The sequence below is a fragment of the Ventrimonas sp. genome, assembly GCF_048380235.1.
Lineage (GTDB): Bacteria > Bacillota > Clostridia > Lachnospirales > Lachnospiraceae > Brotaphodocola.
Window position 1 is genome coordinate 1 of the sequence record NZ_DBFCCJ010000036.1, and the last position, 22,411, is coordinate 22,411.

Sequence of the window (22,411 nt, forward strand, 5' to 3'; positions counted from 1 at the left end):
GCTTTCCGGGATTTTCAGCATATCAGGTGTTTGCATCTTGAACACACGTGTACGAATGCAGCGGATGTAGTCCGATGCAGGCGAACGCGTGTTGTGAGAGCAAGCAAACAACGATATGTGAAAATAGAGGAAGGCGGTCTCTTTCTCTTCCGGACCTTTATTCGTTCCGTCCTATAATTGCAATTTTCTAGCTGCACATATGGCATGCGGCGCAGGCAGATGGTGCGATGGCACATCCTCCCATGGCGGTTTCGCGCAGTTCCGCCGGAAGGCGTTTGCCTACGGTGTACATGGTCTCTAACATTTCATCAAACGGGATGAGCTGGGAGAGACCTGCAAGAGCCATCTCCGCTGCGATGAGTGCGTTTGCCACACCGGCAGCGTTGCGGTTCTGGCATGGGTACTCGACCAGGCCGCCGACCGGGTCGCAGACAAGACCCAGCATATTCATGAGCACGATGGTGGCTGCATCGAGGCACTGCTTCGGGCTTCCGCCGAAGAGCTCTACGGCGGCGGAAGCCGCCATGGCAGATGCAATGCCGACCTCGGCCTGACAGCCGCCCACGGCACCGGCTACGGTCGCGTTTCTCATAGCCAGGTAGCCGATGGCGCCGGCATTGAACAGGACTTTGATGAGGTCATTATCAGAAAAACTGTGACATTCCTGCAGTGCCAGCAGCATACCCGGGACCACACCGGCGGAACCGGCGGTCGGAGCAGCCACGATGAGGCCCATGGAAGCGTTGGTTTCCAGAACAGCTATCGCGTAGGTGATGGCCTTTTCCAGCACATCGCCGCAGATACCGCGACCGGCTGCCTGGTGGGAAGCCAGCTTTTCAGCTTCGCCGCCGATGAGGCCGCCCATGGAGCGAACCGGAGTCTGAATCGGAGTATGCGCGGATTCCTTCATAATTGCAAGAGCACGCGCCATGCGGCTTCTGGCTTCCTCTTCCGGCATCTCGCCTTCAGTCATTTCTCTCTGGAGCATGATCTCAGAAATCGGGAGATTCTGCTTCTGACATAATTCTAAAAGTTCTTTCGCGTTTTTAAAATCCATTGTCTGTTGTCCTCCCTTTCTTTAAATCTGTACGACCATGACGTCGCGTACGTTGACATTGTCTTTCAGGTTCTCTGTTACATCCTCCGGAAGCTTTCCATCGGATTCTACGATCGTGTAAGCGGTGTGTCCTTTTGCTTCGCGGAACAGGCGCATGAACGCGATGTTGACGCCGCGGTCGCTTAAAACTTTGGTGATGTGGGCAACAACGCCAGGTTTGTCCTGCTGTACCACGATAATGGCACTGTACTCTCCGGTAAAGTCTACCTTTACGCCATTGATGCGAACGATGCGGACCTTGCCGCCGCCTAAGGATTCGCCGCGGATGCTCATGGTCTGGCCGTTTTTATTGGTTATGGAGATATCCACAGTGTTCGGATGTATCTCGATTTCGGTCTCATTCGGGGTGAAGGTATAAGCCAGGCCGGTTTCCTGCGCAATCTCGAAGGAATTACGGATGCGCATATCGTCGGTGGAAAATCCCATGATGCCGCCGAGGAGCGCCCGGTCGGTTCCGTGACCGTGATAGGTTTTGGCGAAGGAACCATAAAGCGTAAAATCAGCCCGGACAACGTTTCCGCCGATCATTTTCTGAGCCAGAAAACCGATGCGGGCCGCGCCTGCCGTGTGGGAACTGGACGGGCCGATCATGTTTGGTCCGAGCACATCGAAAACACTGATAAATGACATGTTAAGCCTCCTGAGTTTCTTTGATGATGAATTTGTGGTAAGCGGTTGACGTCTTCGCAGGTGCATTATATCATGGTAACATAAATGAATCAAATTCATAGTTTTCATGAGTATATTGAAAATAATTCAATCATAGGGAGGCGTTTTATGGAATTTCGCCAGCTTCATACCTTTATTCAGGCTGCACAGCTTCAGAGCTTTTCCAGGGCGGCAGTTCAGCTTGGTTATTCACAGTCGGCGGTGACGGTCCAGATCCGCATGCTCGAGAAGGAGCTTGGAACGCGCCTGTTTGACCGGATGGGAAAGCAGGTGGTATTGACACCGCAGGGACAGAAATTTTTGATGCATGCGAACACGATCCTTTACGAGGTAAACCGTACCCGTCTGTCCATGCATGAGGATGAGGAACTGAAAAATCCGCTTCATATCGGCACGATCGAATCACTGTGTGCGGCCAAATTTCCGGCTATTGTGAGCCGGTTCCGGGAACATCATCCACAGGTAAAGCTTCAGATCACGGTGGGAACCCCGGAAGAGCTGATTCGCATGATGGAGCACGATCAGCTGGATATCATTTATATTTTGGATGCGCCCCGGTGGAGTGAAAGCTGGGTGAAGGCCATGGAAGTGGCAGAGCCGGTCGTATTTGTGGCATCCCCGGCATTCTGGGCACAAAAATACGCAGAATGCGAGAAGAACGGCACAGTGAAATGGAGCACAAAAACAGTTGGGCAGGAAGAAATATCGGTTCGGCAGATAACATTGGACCAGATTTTACAGGAACCATTTTTTTTAACAGAGAAAAATGCAAATTACCGCCAGGCACTGGACCAGCACCTTGCCTCCTGCCGCTGCTGCCTGTCTCCGGTTCTGGAAATCAGTGATACAGCCTTTATCATCCAGATGCTGGAGCAGAGCCGCGGTCTTTCGTTTCTCCCGCTGTTTGCGGTGCAGAAGCAGATCTGGGAGGGAACACTTGCTGCTGTGGAGGTGGATGACGTGGAAATATCCATGTACCGTCAGATCTTTTACCACAAAAATAAGTTCAGAACGCGGGAAATGGAGCAGTTCATCATCTTTGCGTCCGAGGAAGAAAACCATTGATGAAAAATTAATCCCATAAACAAAACGGTTATGGTATAATCAATGTTAATTTGTAAATTTATCTGACAGAAAGGCGAAGCTATGAATTTTCTAAAGAAACAGTCCCCGGTGCGGATTATTTCGCTGGGCTTTGCGCTGGTGATCCTGATCGGATCGGTGCTTTTAAGTCTGCCCTGCAGCATACGGGACGGAGTTACGCTGCGTTACATTGATGCCCTTTATATGTCTACCAGTGCGGTGTGTGTAACAGGACTTCTCACGGTAGATGCAGGGGATACGTTTACGCCGCTTGGCCAGTTCTTTCTGGGTATGCTGATCCAGGTCGGCGGTCTTGGGGTGACAGCGGTGGGAACCGGTGTGATCCTGGCCATGGGAAAGAAGATCAACCTGAAGGCCAGAAACCTGATCCGGGAGGCTGGCAATCTGGATTCCGGAAAGGGCGTGATCCGTTTTATCCGGCTGGTATTTCTGACTACGGTTACATTCGAACTGGCCGGAGCAGCATTGAGCTTTCTGGTATTTCGAAAAAACTTTCCACCGTTAAAGGCGGCCGGAGTCAGCCTGTTTCATTCGGTGGCTTCCTTCAATAACTCCGGATTTGACATTCTGGGCGGCGGTCAGAACCTGATTCCGTACCAGGATGATGTACTTTTGAATGTGGTGACCTGCGCCCTGGTTATTTTTGGCGGCATCGGCTTTTTGGTGATCCGTGAGGTCATTGCAAAACGGTTCCGATGGAAAAAGCTTTCCATGCACGCCAAGGTGGTGCTGTTTATGAGCCTGGTGCTGACGGCAGCCGGCACAGTGCTTTTAAAGCTGACAGAGGATATTACCTGGATGGGAGCTTTCTTTACCAGTGTATCCGCAAGAACCGCCGGATTTTCTACATTTCCGCTGGGATCTTTTTCCGGCGCAGGACTTCTGACGGTCATTGTGCTGATGGTGATCGGCGCTTCTCCGGGTTCTACTGGAGGTGGTATCAAGACTACGACCTGTTATGTGCTGTTTGAGGGAATCCGTTCTTCAGCAACAAATACATCGGAGAAGGCATTCCGCTATGCGGTCCCGGCTGACGCGTTCCGCAAGGCGGCAGTGATCACACTGCTGGCCATCGGTATTGTGCTGTCCGGAACTTATATTCTGGTGATTTTAGAGCCGGGCGTACCGTTTCTGGATGCGCTGTTTGAAATGAGCAGTGCCTTTGGTACTGCCGGACTTTCGACCGGAATTTCTGCGGGACTTTGCGATGCGGCAAAAATCCTGACCATTCTGATCATGTTTATTGGAAGGCTGGGACCGCTGACGATCGCCTCCCTCTGGTATTTTACCAAGGGTGAGCGGGTAAGCTATCCGGAAGGAAATATCGCGATTGGATAAAAATTGGAAAAGGGCATGGAGGAAAGCAATGTTCAAAAAGAAGAGTAATGAAAAAAACACTTACGGAATCGTTGGTCTTGGCCGTTTCGGACATGCGCTGGCTCTGGAGCTGGCAGCGGCGGGAGCAGAGCTTGTGGTACTGGATAAAGAAGAAGAAAAGGTGCGGGAACTGCGGGAGTATACGGAAAATGCTTACGTAGTGCATGCGCTGGATAAAAAGACACTGTCGGAAACCGGTGTGCAGAACTGCGATGTGGCGGTGGTCTGCATCGGTGAACAGCTGGATATCTCCATCCTGACTACACTGAATTTGGTGAGCCTTGGGATACCGACTGTCATCTCCAAGGCCTCCAGTATGGAGCATGGGGAAATTCTGGAAAAGATCGGGGCCCAGGTGGTTTACCCGGAGCGCGACATGGCAGTGCGTCTGGCACACCGGCTGGAGGCAGTCCGCATGCTGGACTTTATCCAGCTGAGTGAAAAACTGAATATCTCCAAGATGATCATGCCGGAGCGCAGCGTAGGAAAAACCGTGGTGGAGGCCAATCTGCGCGGACGGTTTGGTGTCAACATCATTGCGGTGGAGAATGATGGAAAGCTGATCGAGACCATTACACCGGATTATGCGTTTAAGAAAGGTGATATTGCCTATATTTCCGGAAGCAAGGAGGCTTTAAACAAGCTCAGTGAATGGAATGGAAAAGCATAAGGCAGAGCGCAAAGGACGTGATGATCTCTTACCGCTGTGGGTGGCAGATATGGATTTTCAGCTTTAGGAGGAGATCCTCGCGGACTTCCGGTCGCGGATCGATCATGGGATTTTTGGCTACACGGATCCGGACCAGGAATACTTTGATGCGCTGGATCACTGGTTCTTCACGCGTCATGGCTACCATGTAGATCGGGAAACGGTGACAGTGGGCTGCGGCGTGGTATACGGCCTTGCCACCGGCGTAAAGGCATTTACAAAGGAGGGCGATGCGATCCTCATCCAGCAGCCGGTATATTATCCGTTCCGGGAAGTCATTTTACCAGCTTCCGGACTCTGGACGCGAAATACCAGGACAGCCTGGTGCTGTATACTTCACCAAGCAAAACCTTTAACGTGGCAGGATTTCAGCCGGCAAACATCATCATCCAGAACCAGAAGCTCCGGAAAGCTTACCGGAAAGCAAATGCGGCAGCGGGCTACAGTCAGGGAAACATTATGGGGCAGGTTGCCGTGAAAACCGTGTATACCAAAGGCGCGCGGTGGGTGGATGAGCTTTTGGAGTATCTGACCGGAAACATGGAATATATGCGCACATTTGTGAAGGAGAACTTCCCGAAGGCGCATTTTGTGGAGCCGGAGGGTACCTATCTGACCTGGGTAGATTTTTCCGGCTATGGCTTCACCGATGAAGAGCTCGAGCATCTGATGGTAGAGGAGGCAAAGCTGTGGCTGGACTCTGGCAAGGTATTCGGAACGGAAACAGCACAGTTTGAGCGTTTCAATCTCGCCTGTCCGCGAGCCACGGTCGTGAAGGCAATGGAGCAGCTGAAAGCTGCGCTTGATGTGCATGTCAGATGGAACTGAAAATCCAGAATAAAATAGAAAAGGACATTTGACTTTTTTGAAACAAGATGTTAAAATTGTATGGAAAAAGGACATATGATATGCAAAAATCGGTAATAGTGCCGAAAATATGCCGGCTTTTTGAGAAGCTTTGTCCGTATACTTTCCATATTCCAAAGTCTATAATAACAACAACTTCATAAAACAGGTGACGATATGTATATTCTGGAGATGGGTCCAGAGTTTCTACCAACTGCCGTAAAGAGTTGACTACATAGTTACATGAACCGGGGAACCCCGGGAGTTTCATGCGACTGTGTGCTGCTCCGGAAAGAAAAAACCAGCAGAGAATTTCGCATGAGCGCGGAATTCTCTTTTTTGTTTTCAGTACAATGTATGGGGATAAGGAACATATAGGAAAGGATGAATAAATATGAAACAGACCTTTGCCCTGAGAGGCAATCTTGTATACACAAAAAAAATCGGAACAATGGAAATCCTTGAGCATCAGTATCTGGTCTGTGCGGACGGAAGGGTGCAGGGAATCTATCCGGAACTTCCCCAACAGTTTTGCGGCATTCCGGTAGAAGATATGGGAGACCGGATCATCATCCCCGGGCTTACGGATCTTCACGTTCATGCACCGCAGTATTCGTTCCGGGGACTAGGCATGGATCTGGAGCTTCTGGACTGGCTGAATACCAACACCTTTCCGGAGGAGAGCAAGTACCGGGATCCGGAGTACGCAAAGAAGGCATATGATATTTTTGTAAAGAATTTAACACACGGCGCTACCACAAGAGCCTGTGTGTTTGCCACCATTCACAACGAAGCAACCCTTCTTCTGATGGACCGGCTGGAAGAGGCAGGAATTGCGGCGATGGTGGGCAAGGTGAATATGGACCGCAACAGTCCGGACTATCTGCGGGAGGCTTCGGCAGAGGAATCTGCAAAGGCAACCAGGGAATGGATCCGGGCAGTCGCAGAACGGCATTATGAGCATGTGCAGCCAATCCTGACTCCGCGGTTTACGCCAAGCTGCAGTGACGAATTAATGGAGCTTTTGCATGATATCCAGAAAGAAACCGGGCTTCCGGTGCAGTCTCATTTATCGGAGAATCTGGGAGAGATTGCCTGGGTACAGGAGCTCTGTCCGTGGGCAGAATTTTACGGAGATGCCTACGACCATTTCGGCATGTTTGGCGGGAAATGCCGCACCATCATGGCTCATTGTGTTTACTCCGGTGAAGCGGAAATCCGCAGGATGAAGGAGAATGGAGTTTTTATTGCCCATTGTCCGGAGTCCAATACCAACCTTTCTTCCGGTATCGCGCCGGTACGCCGGTATTTAGATGAGCAGATTCCGATGGGACTCGGCAGTGATGTGGCAGGAGGTACGACGGAGAACCTGTTTGCGGCCATGCGCCATGCCATTCAGGCAAGCAAGCTCCGCTGGCGCCTGAGTGACCAGGGCTTAAAAGCGCTTACGGTTGAGGAGGTTTTTTATCTGGCTTCTAAGGGAGGCGGAGCCTTCTTTGGTAAGGTTGGAAGCTTTGAGCCGGGGTATGAGTTTGATGCGGTAATTCTGGATGACACAAGGCTGGAGCATCCGCAGTCACTTGAGGTAAAGCAGCGACTGGAGCGTGTCATTTATCTCGGTGATGAGCGGGAGGTGGCCGGAAAATATGTGGCAGGCCGGAAAATCTTATAATTTTTATTGAGAAAGAAGTCATGTGACCTTTCTTTCCGGCAGACAATGCGGTTACAATGATGCTATAGGAGGATGTGCCCGTGGATATTTTTCAGAAATTGCCAATGGCAAAACGCAGTGCGATGGAATTGTTGTTTCAGAATTGTACAGAAAAAGATAAAAATTACATGTTCACTATGGAAGTGGCGGCGGGACAAACTTTTATTCAGGCAGGAGAGCTTTGCCGGAATGCGGCAGTACCGGGGCAGCGTGGTCGCGCTGACAACACTTGCAGCCTGAAACAGACCCGCAGCCAGATGGCAATAGAACAGTGTATCGAAGGCAGATCGTAAGGCGCGCCTGAACAAAAGAAGGATTTCAAATGGAGGGGTAAGCAAATGTATGTAGGAAAGAAGGTAACACGTGTAGATGCTCATGATAAAGCAATGGGCAGAACCCGTTATACCGATGATCTGTGCGACAAGAGCGCATACATCATTCGTGTATTGCATTCCACGATCGCGAATGGGCGGGTTATTTCAATTGATACATCTGAGGCGGAGAAGATTCCGGGAGTCGTAAAAATCTTCACCTGCTTCGATCTGAAGGAAAAGCACTATTTTCCGACTGCAGGCCATCCGTGGTCTACGGACCCGTCTCATCAGGACGTGGCAGACCGTCTGATCATGACAGACCGTGTCCGCTTCTACGGCGATGACATCGGTGCAGTTGTAGCAGAGGATGAGGTGGCAGCAGCCCAGGCACTGCGGGCCATCAAAGTAGAGTATGAGGAGTATCCGTTCGTTATGGATGTGCAGGATGCCATGAAGGAGGATGCTCCGCAGATCCATGAAAATTATCCGGGCAATGTGTTAAAGCACACCACGATCCGCAAGGGTAATTATGAGGAAGCCATCAGGGAGCCGGGCCTTATCAAGGTAGAGGGCTGGTACAGCACGCCGACCGTGCAGCACTGCCATATCGAGAACTTTATCTGTACTGCACAGATGGAGGGCGAGCGCATCCGTATGCTCAGCTCCACCCAGATCCCGCACATTGTCCGCCGCGTGGTGGGACAGGCACTGGGAATTGACTGGGGCCGTGTGCAGATTATCAAGCCTTACATCGGCGGCGGCTTCGGCAACAAGCAGGACGTTCTGTATGAGCCGCTTTGCGCATGGGTCTGCATGAACCTGGGCGGTCATCTGGTTAAGCTGGATGTGCCGCGGGAGGAAACCTTCGTTTCCAACCGTGTACGCCATGCGATCCGCAGCCATATCGTATCCTGGGTTCGTCCGGACGGAACCTTTGCGGCAAGAAAGCTGGAGGCATTCTCCGACCAGGGAGCGTACGCATCCCACGGACACAGCATCTGTGCAAAGGGTGTTGGTGCATTCCCGCAGCTTTACCCGTGTGACAATATTGAGGCAGATGGCTATACGATATTTACCAATAAGCCGGCTGCCGGAGCCATGCGTGGATACGGTATTCCGCAGGCTATGTGGGCTGTTGAATGCCACACCGATGATGTTGCGGCAAAGATCGGCATGGACCCGATCGCATTCCGCAGAAAGAACCTGATGCCGGTTGGCTTTAAGGATGAATTTTCCAAGAATGAGCTGTACAGCGATACCTTTAACCAGTGTATGGACAAGGGCATGGCAGCTATGGATTACGAGCGTAAATATAAGGAATACCAGAATCAGACCGGCGATATCCGCCGCGGTATCGGCATGTCCGTATTCTGGTACAACACGGCAGTATGGCCGATCTCCCTGGAAACCTCTTCCTGCCGTATGGTATTGAATCAGGATGGTTCCCTGCAGGTACAGCTGGGTGAGACAGAGATCGGTCAGGGTGCTGACACTGCCTATACCCAGATGGCAGCGGATGTTGTAGGCCTCCGCCTGGATCAGGTGCATGTGGTTTCCTGCCAGGATACCGATGTGACCCCGTTTGGCACCGGCGCTTACGCGTCCCGTCAGACTTACACCGCAGGCTTCTCCATCCGCCAGACCGGACTGCTGCTGAAAGAGCGCATTTTGAACTATGCCCATGAGCTGACCCGTATGCCTCCGTACAATCTGGATCTTGTGGAGGGCAACGTTGTCCGCGTGACCGACGGACGCGTGCTGATGAGCGTGGGTGAGCTGGCTACTGAGGCTCTGTACAGCGTAACCCACAGCCAGCACATCACCGCAGAGAGTACCGCCCAGATCAAGTCCAACGCCTACTCCTTCGGATGTTGTTTTGCGGAGGTAGAGGTAGACATCCCGATGTGCAAGGTAAAGCTGCTTGACATTGTAAACGTGCATGATGTCGGAACCCTGATCAATCCGGCCCTGGCTGAGGCGCAGGTACACGGCGGCATGAGCATGGGCATCGGCTTCGGCCTGTCCGAGAAGCTGCTGTTTGATCCGAAGACCGGCCGTGCGTTAAATAATAACCTGCTGGACTACAAGCTGTCCACCTTTATGGATCATCCGAGACTGCGTGCTTACTTCGTGGAAAATCCGGAGCCGACCAGTGCCTTCGGAACAAAATCCCTGGGTGAGCCGCCGACCTGTCCGGTTGCTCCGGCCATCCGCAACGCGGTTTATCAGGCCACCGGAGTGGCAGTCAATGACGCGCCGGTGAACCCGCACATTCTGTTTAAACGGTTTAAAGAAGAAGGTTTGTTCTAAGGAGGTTACATTATGTATGATTTAAAGGCGCTTTACGAAGCGGAGAGTGTAGAGCACGCAGTAGCGCTCCTGATGGAACATCCGGAAGCGCAGATCATTGCCGGAGGCAGTGATGTGCTGGTGCAGATGCGCGAGGGAAAACGCGCAGGAAAAGAGCTTGTCAGCATTTACGGGATCGACGCCATGCGAGGCGTATCCTTTGAGGAGGACGGTGCCATCCGCATCGGCTCCCTGACCAGCTTTTCCCATATTACCAAGGATCCGATCATCCAGAAATATATCAACGTACTCGGCGAGGCAGTAGACATGGTGGGCGGCCCCCAGATCCGCAACATCGGTACCATCGGAGGAAACACCTGCAACGGCGTGACTTCCGCTGACTCTGCCTCAACCCTCCATGCATGGGATGCGATCGTGGAGATCACCGGACCGGAAGGAGTACGCCGGCTCCCGATCCACGATTTTTACATCAAGGCAGGCAAGGTGGATTTGAGACCGGGCGAGCTGCAGACTGCGATCATCATTCCGAAGGAAGCTTATGAAGGCTATTTCGGGCATTATATCAAGTATGCAATGCGTAACGCCATGGATATCGCCACTACCGGATGCTCTGTGAATGTAAAGCTTTCCGAAGATAAAAAAACAATTCTGGATGCCCGGATTGCTTATGGCGTAGCCGGCCCGGTACCGATGCGTGCCCCTTCTGCGGAAGCAAAGATCCGCGGAAAGGAGACGGGCAGAGTGGCAGTCAAAGAGTTTGCCCAGGCAGTTCTTGAGGACATCAATCCGCGGGACAGCTGGCGGGCTGCGAAAGATTTCCGTGAACATATCGCGACGGTACTGGCAGAGCGCGCCCTGTGCGAATCCATCCGTCTGGCTGGAGGTGAAGTCCATGAGTAAACAGTATAAGCTGCTTTCCTGCACCATCAACGGAAAGAAAGTAGAAAAAATGATCGATGTGCGCGCATCCTTAACCGATGTGCTGCGGGATGATTTCCGCCTTACCAGCGTCAAGAAGGGCTGTGAGGTAGGAGAGTGCGGAGCCTGCAACGTCCTGATCGACGGCGAGTGCTTCAATTCCTGCATTTACCTGGCTGTGTGGGCCGAGGGCAAGGAAATCCTGACCCTGGAAGGTCTTGCGGGACCGAACGGCGAGATGTCTGACATCCAGCAGGCCTTCATTGATGAGGCCGCTGTCCAGTGCGGATTCTGCACCCCGGGCTTTATCATGAGCGCCACGGAGCTCTTGCAGTCCGGAAAGGAATATTCCGATGACGAGATCCGCAAGCTCCTGTCCGGCCATCTGTGCCGCTGCACAGGATACGAGAATATCTTCCGGGCAGTGAAGAAGACCATGCTGAGACGGCTTGGAAAGGATGCGGAAGCAGACGAGGTGTAAGATAGAATAAAAAGAATTGAGAAAATTTCTTGACAGGTCATAAAGATTATGCTGATTTAAAATACGTGACCACTCAGATATTGAGTTAAGCCCAGACGGACAGGCAGGTCAGAAGCCGAAAGTGGGAAAGCACATTATTGATTGGGTTAAGAGCCCAAATTTTATAAGTCGATACGCGACATGCGTATGTTATCAGTGCAAAAGGCACGTCACTTGTGAAACGGTCAATAAGAGCTTCTGGCAAAAGCAGAGCAGAAAACTGGGGATTAAGGTCACCGTTTTTCTGCCTGTCAAAGGGACAGAGACATTTAAAGACAAAAACAGATACAGCAGGTGATGGAATATGCCGTCACCTGTTTTTTTATACCAATTTCAGGGACGGCTGCGGGGAAATACAGGCAACCATGGGAAGAGCGGAAGAGAGCTTTATCACAGCAGACTTTGATCTGGACCGGCTGATGGAAGACCGTCTTTCCTGGGGACTGTTCCGGGACAGACGTCCTAAGATGTATGGAAAAATATGTTCCGTAATCTGAACAATCAGGAAAGCTCTCAATCATTGCCAAACGAAAAAGAATGCAGTACAATAAAACGGTACGAAAGAATGGCATAAGGAGAGCGTAAAATCATGAAAAAACAAAAGACTGGGAACAACGGCTTTACGCTTGCGGAGCTTTTGATCGTCGTTGCGGTCATTGGAGTTCTTGTGGCGATATCCATGCCTGTTTTTGCAGGACATCTGGAGAAAAGCCGTGAGACGGTTGATCTCGCCAATGTGCGCTCCGCTTACTCGGAAGTAATGACGGCTGTGATGACTGAGGATACAGCAAATTATTCAAGGACAGTGAAATTAAAACAGAAACGGGATAACTGGGATGCCTATGACCCCGTAACGGTTGCCGGGATCACGCATTCCAGGAACGAGGGTGATACGGAGCACTGGATCGGGATCCCTGTTGAGAATGGAGAATGTACGCTGTCATACATTCCGGGTTTCGGAATGAAGGTAATATGGAGCGGAGCAGGCGGAAATGATACACCGATCTCTTTTCCCTATAACGATAATCTGCATGGAGCACTCGATAAAACCGATATACTGAATGAGCTGATAAAACAGAATAAGACTTATTTTGAAATAGATTCTAAGTGTCCGAAGTCTGATATGCTGACGAGAGTTAATGAGGAAATCCGGAAGGAAGGCAGCAGCAGTCTGCTGGGAACCGGAACATGGGCCTATATGGGAAGTCCGAAAAAAGCATCCAATCGGTATTTGTTCTGGACGTCTATGGATACCGATCAGGTTGGTGCAGGGAAAAAAATTCCGGTCATAGTCAGCAAAGCAGATGGCGGTTTTTATATTTCTGAAACGACAACAGCTGCAAGAAAGAAGGACGGAAAGACGTATGTTGCAATTGCGGATCATATTGCAGACTTTTCCCCTTATACATCCGGCCAAAAATATGACAGTCTGGAAGATGCCTACAATGCATATCAGAAGCTGCTGGCGGATGGAACCTATTAAAAAGCATCTTGACATCCGCACGGTTTTTGGTATATGATGAATTTAATAAAGGGGAGTAACCTACGCTGGTAATCTGCGTTTGTGATGTCGTCAGTACGATGGAAGCATCCGGTGTCACAAAGAAACGGTGAGACTTTTATTGCATTATTATTGTGCAATAAAGGTCTCTTTTTTATTGAAAAACCTTCATTGCATAAGAAATACAGTTGATAAATGCTTAGACAGAGGAGGCAGAAGTGATGAAAGAATTTTATCAGCAAACGGTGAAAGAGGTTCTGGACCGTGTGGAAAGCAGAGAGACAGGCCTCACCAGTGAGCAGGCCGGAAAATCCCGGGAAAGGTGTGGCTGGAATGAACTTGCAGAGGGGAAAAAGAAAAGTATCCCGCAGATTTTCCTGGAACAGTATAAGGATTTTCTGGTACTGATCTTAATTGCATCGGCCATTATATCCGGTATGCTTGGCGATGAGGAAAGCGCGGCCGTGATCTTGATCGTGATCACGATCAATGCGATCCTGGGCACTGTGCAGACCATAAAAGCGGAGCAGTCTCTGCAGAGCTTAAAGAAGCTTGCAGGACCGCAGGCCAAGGTACTGCGTGATGGTTCCACGATCCAGCTTCCGGCAAGAGAGCTGGTGGTTGGAGACGTGATCCTGGTGGAAGCAGGCGACATGATCCCGGCGGACGCAAGGCTGATTGAAAATGCAAGTCTTAAGGTTGATGAGAGTGCTCTTACCGGAGAGAGCCTTGCGGTCGAAAAGAGCTTAGAGGCTATTTTGGCAGAGGCTCCGCTGGGAGATCGGACCAATATGCTCTTTTCTGGCAGCTTTGTGACATATGGACGCGGAAAGGCGGTAGTAACGGACATAGGAATGCAGACGGAGGTTGGAAAGATTGCAGGACTTTTGAAGTCAACTTCCGAAAAGCAGACTCCGTTACAGGTGAGCCTGGAAGAGTTTGGAAAGAAATTATCCGTTTTGATCCTGGTATTCTGCGGGATGTTATTTGCGATCAACGTATTTCGCGGTGAAAAGATCAGCAGTGCATTCATGTTTGCCGTAGCACTGGCGGTTGCGGCAATTCCGGAAGCGTTAAGCTCGATCGTAACCATTGTCCTTTCTTTCGGAACACAGAAGATGGCAAAGGAGCATGCGATCATCCGAAAACTGCAGGCAGTGGAAGGTCTTGGAAGTGTTTCCGTTATCTGCTCGGATAAAACAGGAACACTGACACAGAATAAAATGACGGTTGAGGATTACTATGTAGAAGGAAAACGGATCCCGGCAGCAGAGATTGACATAGCAGATCCGGCACAGAACTATCTTCTGGAGTGCAGTATTTTATGTAATGATTCGACGAATGAAAACGGAGTAGAGATCGGGGATCCGACAGAAACTGCATTGATCAATTTGGGAAGCCGGTACGGAATCGAGTCCGCAAGCGTACGAAACCGCTATCCGAGGGAAGGAGAGCTTCCGTTTGACAGTGACCGCAAGATGATGTCAACACTTCACAGGATAAACGGTGAAAACCGGATGATCGTAAAAGGAGCAGTCGACCGTCTGCTGGAGCTGACGGAACGGATTTGGACAAAAGACGGAATCCGCGAAATCACAGAAGCAGATAAAGAAACCATACAGCAGCAGAACCGTGATTTTTCAATGGAAGGCCTGCGTGTACTGGCATTCACCTATCGCGAAATTCCAAAGGAGCATGTATTAACAGCAAAGGATGAGGCTCATCTCGTATTTCTCGGCCTCATTGCCATGATGGATCCGCCGAGAGAAGAATCAAAGGCCGCCGTCGCAGAATGCATCAAAGCAGGAATCCGGCCGGTCATGATTACAGGAGATCATAAAATTACGGCAGCCGCCATAGCAAAAAGAATTGGAATCCTGCATGATTTATCGGAAGCCTGCGAGGGTGCGGATATCGAAAAAATGAGTGATGAAGAGCTGAAGGATTTTGTCCCGGATATATCTGTGTATGCAAGGGTTTCCCCGGAGCATAAAATCCGTATCGTCCGCGCATGGCAGGAAAGAGGAATGATCGTTGCAATGACCGGAGACGGTGTGAATGATGCTCCGGCGTTGAAGCAGGCGGACATCGGTGTTGCAATGGGAATCACCGGGACCGAGGTGGCAAAAGATGCTGCCGCCATGGTGCTTACCGATGACAATTTTGCCACCATTGTAAAAGCAGTAGAAAATGGACGAAATTTATATCGAAACATTCAGTATGCGATCCAGTTCCTTTTGTCGGGAAATTTTGGAGCAATTTTAGCGGTTCTGTATGCATCGGTCGCAGGACTTCCGGTTCCGTTTGCACCGGTACACCTGTTATTTATTAATCTTCTGACAGATAGCCTTCCGGCCATCGCACTTGGCGTGGAGCCTTCTGACAGTGATGTGATGAATGAGAAACCAAGATCTGCGGACGAATCGATACTGACAAAGGATTTCCTCGGCAAAATCGGTCTGGAGGGCTTTGTGATCGGTGCGATGACAATGATCGCATTTTTGACAGGATATCACCAGGACGGCGCGCTGCTTGGCAGTACGTATGCGTTCGGAACACTTTGTCTGGCACGCCTGTTCCATGGATTTAACTGTAAGTCGGATCATCCGGTTATCTTTACAAATCGGTTCTTTAACAATCCATGGCTGCAGGGAGCCTTTGTGCTCGGCGCAGTACTGATCACCGCAGTATTGACCGTTCCCGGCCTTCATCATGTATTTCAGGTGGAGACCCTCGATCCGGTACAGCTCGGCTGCGTATATCTGTATGCCTTTGCCAGTCTTCCGATCATTCAGTTGCTGAAGTGGATTCGCACAAAATTAGGAAAAAGTGGAGAAAGATAATGGATTTCAGTAAGCTATCTATGAAAAAAATTCGGGAACTGATCATTTTCACAGCACTGCTGGCAGCTGCGTTGTGGAAATTTGAAGTTGTGATCGATGTGCTGAAAACAATATGGGGAATCATATTCCCCTTTGCACTGGGAGGCGCAATTGCTTTTGTCATCAACGTGCCGATGAGCTTTCTGGAAAAGATGATCTTTGGGAAGATCAAAGCCGGAAAGAAAAAAAACAAAAAGCTTGCCAGACCGGTAAGCCTTCTTCTGACCATGATACTGGCTGTCGGTGTCGTGGTACTGGTGATGTTTGGCGTGATCCCGCAGCTCACCCGGACTATGGGAACACTAATGATGAGCATTGCCGATTTTATTCCGCAGATGCAAAGCTGGATTCGGGATTTTTCACATAATAACCAGAGTATTATGAATTATGTAAATCAGATCCAGTTTCAGCCAGATCAGGCCATTCAGTGGGGAATCAGCATTCTTGGCAGCGGAGCGGGGAATATGATGAGCACGACCATGTCAGCAGTGAGCTCGATCGTCAGCGGACTTGCCACCTTTTTCATTGCATTTTCCTTTGCCTGCTATATTCTTTTTCAGAAAGAACAATTGCACATACAGATAAGAAAGGTATGTTTTGCGTTTCTTTCCAAACAGAAAGCAAATGCACTCCTTAAAATCTGTTCCCTGATTTATCGGACATTTGCCAATTTCCTTACAGGACAGTGCTTAGAGGCTGTGATCCTCGGAAGCATGTTTGCCGTCACGTTAAGCATTTTGAAAATGCCCTATGCACTGCTGATCGGAATCCTGATCGCCTTTACGGCATTGATCCCAATCTTTGGCGCGTTTATCGGATGCGCATTGGGCTGTTTCCTGATTTTTATGGTAAGTCCGAAGCAGGCAATGCTGTTTATTCTTGTATTTCTGCTGCTTCAGCAGATTGAAGGGAATCTGATCTATCCGCATGTGGTCGGAGGTTCCGTCGGACTTCCGTCCATCTGGGTCCTTGCTGCAGTTACCATCGGCGGAAATCTTATGGGAATTGCGGGGATGCTCATCTTTATTCCGCTTGTCTCCGTTTGTTATACTGTTTTCAGGGAAGTTGTGTATCTGCGCCTGAAGGAAAAGCATATAAAACGGGTGACAACGACAGCGGTGGAAGAATATACCGCGCAGGAATGGATGGCTGCGGAAAAGAAATTGCAGGAAGGAGCAGCGAAATGACAAACAAAATGGAATCCCATAAGGAAAAAGCAGGATACTATATTTTGGACACCTGTACCCGCTGTGGGCGATGCGCTCAAAAATGCCCGCTTCATGCTCTGGTGCCGCGCCAGGGACATTACCGGATCGATTTACGTTTTTGCGATGGCTGCGGAATCTGTTATGAGATCTGTCCGATCGGGGCGGTGGCCATCCATATGGATTTTGATCCGCAGATATGACAAGATGACGAAGTAATGAAACCATACAGCGTACGAAAGAGAAAGCACATATGACACTGACACAATTAAAATACATCGTAGAGACCGCGAATGCCGGGACCATCAGCAGGGCGGCGGAGAAGCTGTATATTTCCCAGCCCAGTCTGACGGCAGCTATCCGGGAACTGGAGCATGAGTTTGGCATTACCATCTTCCAGAGGACCAACAAGGGAATTCTGCTGACTTCCGAGGGGGAGGAATTTCTCGGTTATGCCAGACAGGTCATCACCCAGACAAGCCTTATGGAGGAACGTTATTCCGGTGTGGCCCCGGTGCGTCATCAGTTTTGTGTCTCTACCCAGCATTATTCCTTTGCGGTGGAGGCCTTTGTGGAGCTGCTGAAGACTTACGGAGGTGAGACTTACGATTTCCGGATCCGGGAGACCCAGACCTATGAGATCATTGAGGATGTGGCAAAGCTGAAAAGTGAGATTGGGGTGCTCTATTTAAACCAGTTCAACGAGAATGTTCTGCGAAAAACCTTCAAGGAACATAATCTGAAATTTGAACGGCTGTTTCGGGCAAAGCCCCATGTGTTTGTCGGATCGGGAAATCCGCTGGCAAAGCGGAAGAAAATCACCCTGCAGGATCTGGAGCCGTATCCGCGGCTTTCTTATGAACAGGGAGATCACAATGCTTTTTATTTTTCAGAGGAGATTTTAAGCACGCTGGAGAGCCGGAAAGACATCCGGGTCTGTGACCGGGCAACCTTGTTTAACCTGCTGATCGGCTTAAATGGCTACACCATCTGCAGCGGTGTGATCAATGAAACCCTGAATGGCAGGGACATTGTAGCGGTGCCGCTGGAGGCAGATGATTATATGGAAATCGGATATATCACGCATAAACAGGTGGTGCCGGGGAAATTTGCTGCTCATTATATAGAAGCACTGAAGCGGTTCGCGATAGACTAAAACTATGGCAAACCGCTTTTTTTCGATATTTTACAGGGAATGAAAATGCGGGTATCATAAGAGCCATGAATAGCAGATATGACAGGGGCGGCCAGAGAAGCATGGAATGGCTGCGCACAGCATCAGATAAGGAGACAACAACATGAGCAAAAATACCCCGTTTCGTTATGATTATGTAGGAAGCTTTTTAAGACCGGAGCAGTTAAAGAAGGCACGCGCTGAGTATGAGACAGGAACCATCACCGCAGAAGAATTAAAGAAGGCAGAAGACGCAGCCATCACCGACCTGGTGGAGAAGCAGAAGAAAGCTGGTTACCATGTGATCACCGACGGTGAGTTCCGCCGCGCTACCTGGCACCTGGATTTCATGTGGGGATTCAACGGTGTGGGTCACAGCGCCACCGAAGAAGGACTGCCGTTTCACGATGAGGCAGCCAAGATTGATGATACCTTCCTGACCGGAAAGATTTCTGTGGGACATCATCCATTTGTGGAGCATTACAAATTTGTGAAGGCACTGGAGGATGAGAATACCGTAGCAAAGCAGACCATCCCGGCACCGGCCCAGTTTTTCGAGCAGCTGGTAATGCCGATGAACATTGAGGATACCAGAAAGATTTATCCGAATGATGAGGAACTTATTGCAGATCTGGTAGCCGGATATAGAAAAGTCATCGCGGATCTCTATGCGGCAGGCTGCAGAAACATCCAGCTGGATGACTGTACCTGGGGCTGCTTTGTGGACCCGAAGGCAAGAATGTTCTTTGGAACCGATGATGCAGGACTGGAAAAACTGCAGAAGGAATTCCTGGAAATCAACAACCTGGTGATCGAGGGACAGCCGGAGAATCTGGTCATCAACACCCACATCTGCCGCGGAAACTTCCATTCTACCTGGGCCTGCACTGGTGCTTATGACAAGATTGCGGAGCTGGTATTTGGAAAGGAAAACGTCAATGCCCTGTATCTGGAGTTTGACGATGCGCGTTCCGGCGGATTTGAGTGCCTGAAGCATGCTTCCGAAGATAAAAAGGTTGTTCTGGGCCTGATCACAACAAAATCCCCGAAGCTGGAGGATAAGAACGCTGTGATCGCGCGCATCCATGAGGCGGCAAAGTATGTACCGTTAGACCGTCTGTACTTAAGCCCGCAGTGCGGATTCGCTTCCTGCGAGATCGGCAACAAGCTGACCGTGGAAGAGCAGTGGGCAAAATTGAAACTGGTAAAAGAGATTGCAGAGGAAGTGTGGGGGTAAGAAGTAACAGCATATAGCAGATAAAATGTCATGTCTGCATAAAACACAAAATCGGCAGGTCAGTCGCGAAAACTGGTCTGCCGGTTTTTGTGTTCATTCGGTATTTTCTTATGTGAAAGATGATGCTGTCTGCAGATTAGTTTGCAGCAGTAGTCTCCTCAGCTGCTTCCTCAGTGGACTCAGCCTCGTCAGAAGACTCTTCAGCCTCCTCGGAAGACTCCTCAGCCTCAGATGCCTCCTCGGACTCAACAGACTCTTCTTTTGCTTCCTCGGAAGATTCCTCAGCCTCGGTGGACTCCTCAACGGTAGTCTCTTCAACAGTGGTCTCAGCTACAGTAGTCTCTGCAGCAGTGGTTTCCTCTTTGGTACCGCCGCAAGCGGTGATTCCCATAGCTACCATAGCAGCAGCTACAACAGCGATCATGGATTTGTTAAATACTTTCTTCATCATAATTTTTTCCTCCTCTGTCCGGGATTCCTCTCGAACAAACACATACTATAAAGGGAAAATGTGACCAAATTGTGTTTAAAAAATAAAAAAAAATGAAAAATCTTATCAAATTATTAAGGAAAATGGAAATTGTTTTGTATTTCCAGACAATGTCACAGAAATGAAGAGGTACAGATGGTGTTTTGAAAATAGATATACAATATTAGGAAGAACATGCGTTCGCAAATGCTATACTTTTTATTGCCCATGTGCTATAGTAGGTTGAGGAAGGCCGTTTCGGTCAATGTCCTATTTATTACCTGTAGCTATGATTTCGGAGGAATCATTATGGACCATTTTAAACTAGTATCTGAATACGCCCCAACCGGTGACCAGCCCCAGGCCATTGCCGAACTTGTGGAGGGCTTCCGGGAGGGCAATCAGTTTGAGACGCTGCTTGGAGTTACCGGTTCCGGTAAGACTTTTACCATGGCCAATGTCATTCAGGCATTGAACAAGCCTACTCTGATCATTGCCCACAACAAAACGCTGGCGGCACAGCTTTATGGGGAGATGAAGGAATTTTTTCCGGAAAATGCCGTAGAATATTTTGTCAGCTATTATGATTATTACCAGCCGGAGGCCTATGTGCCCTCCACGGACACCTATATTGAGAAAGATTCCGCCATTAATGACGAGATTGATAAGCTTCGCCACTCCGCTACGGCAGCTCTTTCCGAGCGGAAGGATGTGATCATAGTGGCTTCGGTTTCCTGCATTTATGGTCTGGGCTCTCCGATCGACTATCAGGAGATGGTCATTTCTCTTCGTCCGGGCATGGAGAAAGACCGGGATGAGGTGATTCACAAGCTGATCGATATTCAGTATGCCCGCAATGACATGGACTTTCACCGCGGTACCTTCCGGGTGCGGGGAGATGTCCTGGAGATCTTTCCGGCCTATTCTGACAGTGTGGCTTACCGGGTGGAGTTTTTCGGAGACGAGATTGACCGCATAATGGAGATTGACACGCTGACCGGCGAGGCAAAGCTGCAGTTGAATCACATTGCTATTTTTCCGGCTTCTCATTATGTCGTGCCGAAGGAGAAGATGCAGCTTGCCACAGAAAATATTCTGGAAGAGCTAAAGGAGCGGGTGACTTTTTTTAAGAGTGAAGATAAGCTGCTGGAGGCGCAGCGTATTTCCGAGCGTACCAACTTTGATGTGGAGATGATGCGGGAGACTGGCTTTTGTTCCGGCATTGAGAATTATTCCCGCCACTTAAACTTCGGAAAGCCCGGAGAGCCGCCGTGGACGCTGATCGACTATTTCCCGGATGATTTTCTGATCATCGTGGATGAGTCCCATATCACGCTGCCGCAGGTACGCGGCATGTATGCGGGTGACCGCTCCCGCAAGACCACGCTGGTGGATTACGGCTTCCGGCTTCCTTCTGCGCTGGATAACCGGCCGTTAAACTTTACGGAATTTGAGAGTAAGATCGATCAGATGATGTTTGTATCCGCAACGCCTGGCCCTTATGAGGCAGAGCATGAGCTTATGCGGACAGAACAGATCATCCGCCCGACAGGGCTTCTGGATCCGGAGATTTTTGTCCGGCCGGTAGAGGGTCAGATTGATGATCTGGTGAGCGAGGTCAATAAAGAAACGTCAGCCCATCATAAAGTGCTGATCACTACCCTGACCAAGCGGATGGCTGAGGATCTGACAGATTATATGAAGGAGCTTGGCATCCGGGTTAAGTACCTGCATTCTGATATTGATACGCTGGAGCGGGCGGAAATCATCCGCGACATGCGGCTGGATGTATTTGATGTTCTGGTGGGTATCAACCTTCTGCGAGAAGGTCTGGATATTCCGGAGATCACGCTGGTAGCCATTCTGGACGCAGATAAGGAAGGTTTCCTTCGTTCGGAAACTTCCCTGATCCAGACGATTGGCCGTGCAGCACGAAATGCTGAGGGTCATGTGATCATGTATGCAGACACCGTCACCGATTCCATGCGGGCGGCCATTGATGAGACCAGCCGACGCCGCCAGCTCCAGCAGGTCTACAATGAGGAACATGGCATCACGCCGACTACCATTAAAAAGGCCGTGCGTGACCTGATCGCAATTTCCAGGGCGGCAGAGAAAGCACCTTCCGCAGATGAAAAAGATCTGGAATCCATGAGCGCAAAGGAACTGAACAAGCTGGTAAAGGAAATCCAGAAGAAGATGCATCAGGCAGCTGCGGAGTTAAATTTCGAGGAGGCAGCCGTGCTGCGTGACCGGATGCTGGAGGTGAAGAAGGCACTGCTGGATCTGGAAGCCTGAGTTTACCGTTTACAGGCAATGTCTGCAGTTTTTGAAAAATATTCCGATAA

21 protein-coding genes and 1 riboswitch are annotated in these 22,411 nt (G+C 50.0%); of the genes, 17 read left to right on the forward strand and 4 right to left on the reverse strand.

Features of this window, described 5'->3' with window-relative positions:
* Positions 1-187 precede the first annotated feature (187 nt).
* Both sdaAA and sdaAB read right to left on the reverse strand, forming a co-directional pair.
* Positions 188-1,057 (reverse strand): L-serine ammonia-lyase, iron-sulfur-dependent, subunit alpha, encoded by an 870-nt coding sequence (sdaAA, locus tag ACMP1L_RS06055; protein ID WP_418452346.1) that lies wholly within the window; start codon positions 1,055-1,057, stop codon positions 188-190.
* A gap of 21 nt (positions 1,058-1,078) precedes the next feature.
* Positions 1,079-1,747 (reverse strand): L-serine ammonia-lyase, iron-sulfur-dependent subunit beta, encoded by a 669-nt coding sequence (gene sdaAB / locus ACMP1L_RS06060; protein WP_418452347.1) that lies wholly within the window; start codon positions 1,745-1,747, stop codon positions 1,079-1,081.
* Positions 1,748-1,894: 147 nt separating this feature from the next.
* Between sdaAB and ACMP1L_RS06065 the strand changes: the two genes are divergently transcribed.
* From ACMP1L_RS06065 to ACMP1L_RS06075, 3 genes are all read left to right on the forward strand, one after another.
* Positions 1,895-2,851, forward strand: a complete 957-nt coding sequence (locus ACMP1L_RS06065) for a LysR family transcriptional regulator (protein WP_418452348.1) — start codon at positions 1,895-1,897, stop codon at positions 2,849-2,851.
* An 81-nt stretch (positions 2,852-2,932) separates the two neighbouring features.
* A complete protein-coding gene (locus tag ACMP1L_RS06070) occupies positions 2,933-4,228 on the forward strand; it encodes a TrkH family potassium uptake protein (RefSeq protein ID WP_418452349.1) in 1,296 nt (431 codons plus the stop codon).
* A 28-nt stretch (positions 4,229-4,256) separates the two neighbouring features.
* Positions 4,257-4,937 (forward strand): potassium channel family protein, encoded by a 681-nt coding sequence (locus ACMP1L_RS06075; protein WP_177304566.1) that lies wholly within the window; start codon positions 4,257-4,259, stop codon positions 4,935-4,937.
* Positions 4,938-4,965: 28 nt separating this feature from the next.
* Here the strand turns inward: ACMP1L_RS06075 and ACMP1L_RS06080 are convergent, their stop codons facing one another.
* Complete coding sequence (locus ACMP1L_RS06080; protein ID WP_418452350.1) at positions 4,966-5,115, reverse strand: hypothetical protein; 150 nt, start codon at positions 5,113-5,115, stop codon at positions 4,966-4,968.
* 218 nt (positions 5,116-5,333) lie between these two features.
* On the opposite strand from ACMP1L_RS06080, the gene ACMP1L_RS06085 reads away from it, so the two are divergent.
* The 13 genes from ACMP1L_RS06085 (at position 5,334) to ACMP1L_RS06145 (ending at position 19,594) form a co-directional block, all read left to right on the forward strand.
* Positions 5,334-5,804, forward strand: a complete 471-nt coding sequence (locus ACMP1L_RS06085; RefSeq protein ID WP_418452351.1) for a beta C-S lyase family protein — start codon at positions 5,334-5,336, stop codon at positions 5,802-5,804.
* Between the two features lie 175 nt (positions 5,805-5,979).
* Positions 5,980-6,076: riboswitch (purine riboswitch) on the forward strand.
* Between the two features lie 140 nt (positions 6,077-6,216).
* Complete coding sequence (locus tag ACMP1L_RS06090) at positions 6,217-7,494, forward strand: amidohydrolase family protein (protein ID WP_418452353.1); 1,278 nt, start codon at positions 6,217-6,219, stop codon at positions 7,492-7,494.
* An 80-nt stretch (positions 7,495-7,574) separates the two neighbouring features.
* Positions 7,575-7,826 (forward strand): hypothetical protein, encoded by a 252-nt coding sequence (locus ACMP1L_RS06095; protein WP_118534444.1) that lies wholly within the window; start codon positions 7,575-7,577, stop codon positions 7,824-7,826.
* A 45-nt stretch (positions 7,827-7,871) separates the two neighbouring features.
* Positions 7,872-10,157 carry a xanthine dehydrogenase subunit XdhA gene (xdhA, locus tag ACMP1L_RS06100; RefSeq protein ID WP_418452355.1) on the forward strand — a complete coding sequence of 762 codons (2,286 nt, stop codon included), beginning with the start codon at positions 7,872-7,874 and terminating at the stop codon, positions 10,155-10,157.
* A 12-nt stretch (positions 10,158-10,169) separates the two neighbouring features.
* Positions 10,170-11,057 carry a xanthine dehydrogenase subunit XdhB gene (xdhB, locus tag ACMP1L_RS06105; protein WP_418452356.1) on the forward strand — a complete coding sequence of 296 codons (888 nt, stop codon included), beginning with the start codon at positions 10,170-10,172 and terminating at the stop codon, positions 11,055-11,057.
* The gene (gene xdhC, locus ACMP1L_RS06110; protein ID WP_349230486.1) at positions 11,050-11,556 is read left to right on the forward strand and encodes a xanthine dehydrogenase subunit XdhC; all 507 of its coding nucleotides are present in this window, start codon (positions 11,050-11,052) and stop codon (positions 11,554-11,556) included. Before xdhB ends, xdhC begins: the two co-directional genes overlap by 8 nt.
* A 404-nt stretch (positions 11,557-11,960) precedes the next feature.
* Positions 11,961-12,092, forward strand: a complete 132-nt coding sequence (locus ACMP1L_RS06115) for a hypothetical protein (RefSeq protein WP_418452358.1) — start codon at positions 11,961-11,963, stop codon at positions 12,090-12,092.
* A gap of 92 nt (positions 12,093-12,184) precedes the next feature.
* Complete coding sequence (locus tag ACMP1L_RS06120) at positions 12,185-13,078, forward strand: type IV pilin protein (RefSeq protein WP_418452359.1); 894 nt, start codon at positions 12,185-12,187, stop codon at positions 13,076-13,078.
* 239 nt (positions 13,079-13,317) lie between these two features.
* Positions 13,318-15,939, forward strand: a complete 2,622-nt coding sequence (locus ACMP1L_RS06125) for a cation-translocating P-type ATPase (RefSeq protein WP_418452361.1) — start codon at positions 13,318-13,320, stop codon at positions 15,937-15,939.
* On the forward strand, positions 15,939-17,165 hold the full coding sequence (locus ACMP1L_RS06130; RefSeq protein ID WP_475544521.1) for an AI-2E family transporter: 1,227 nt from the start codon (positions 15,939-15,941) through the stop codon (positions 17,163-17,165). Before ACMP1L_RS06125 ends, ACMP1L_RS06130 begins: the two co-directional genes overlap by 1 nt.
* Positions 17,162-17,386: a DUF362 domain-containing protein gene (locus tag ACMP1L_RS06135; RefSeq protein WP_418452364.1), complete on the forward strand. Its 225-nt coding sequence runs from the start codon at positions 17,162-17,164 to the stop codon at positions 17,384-17,386. Before ACMP1L_RS06130 ends, ACMP1L_RS06135 begins: the two co-directional genes overlap by 4 nt.
* Positions 17,387-17,436: 50 nt before the next feature.
* Entirely contained in the window at positions 17,437-18,339 is a 903-nt protein-coding gene (locus ACMP1L_RS06140) for a LysR family transcriptional regulator (protein ID WP_418452366.1), read from the forward strand.
* Between the two features lie 142 nt (positions 18,340-18,481).
* Positions 18,482-19,594, forward strand: coding sequence for a 5-methyltetrahydropteroyltriglutamate--homocysteine S-methyltransferase (locus tag ACMP1L_RS06145; RefSeq protein WP_118733697.1), 1,113 nt, complete (start codon positions 18,482-18,484; stop codon positions 19,592-19,594).
* Positions 19,595-19,730: 136 nt separating this feature from the next.
* On the opposite strand, the gene ACMP1L_RS06150 is transcribed toward ACMP1L_RS06145, so the two are convergent.
* Entirely contained in the window at positions 19,731-20,045 is a 315-nt protein-coding gene (locus tag ACMP1L_RS06150) for a hypothetical protein (RefSeq protein ID WP_418452367.1), read from the reverse strand.
* 327 nt (positions 20,046-20,372) lie between these two features.
* On the opposite strand from ACMP1L_RS06150, the gene uvrB reads away from it, so the two are divergent.
* Complete coding sequence (gene uvrB / locus ACMP1L_RS06155) at positions 20,373-22,361, forward strand: excinuclease ABC subunit UvrB (protein ID WP_418452369.1); 1,989 nt, start codon at positions 20,373-20,375, stop codon at positions 22,359-22,361.
* Positions 22,362-22,411 lie beyond the last annotated feature (50 nt).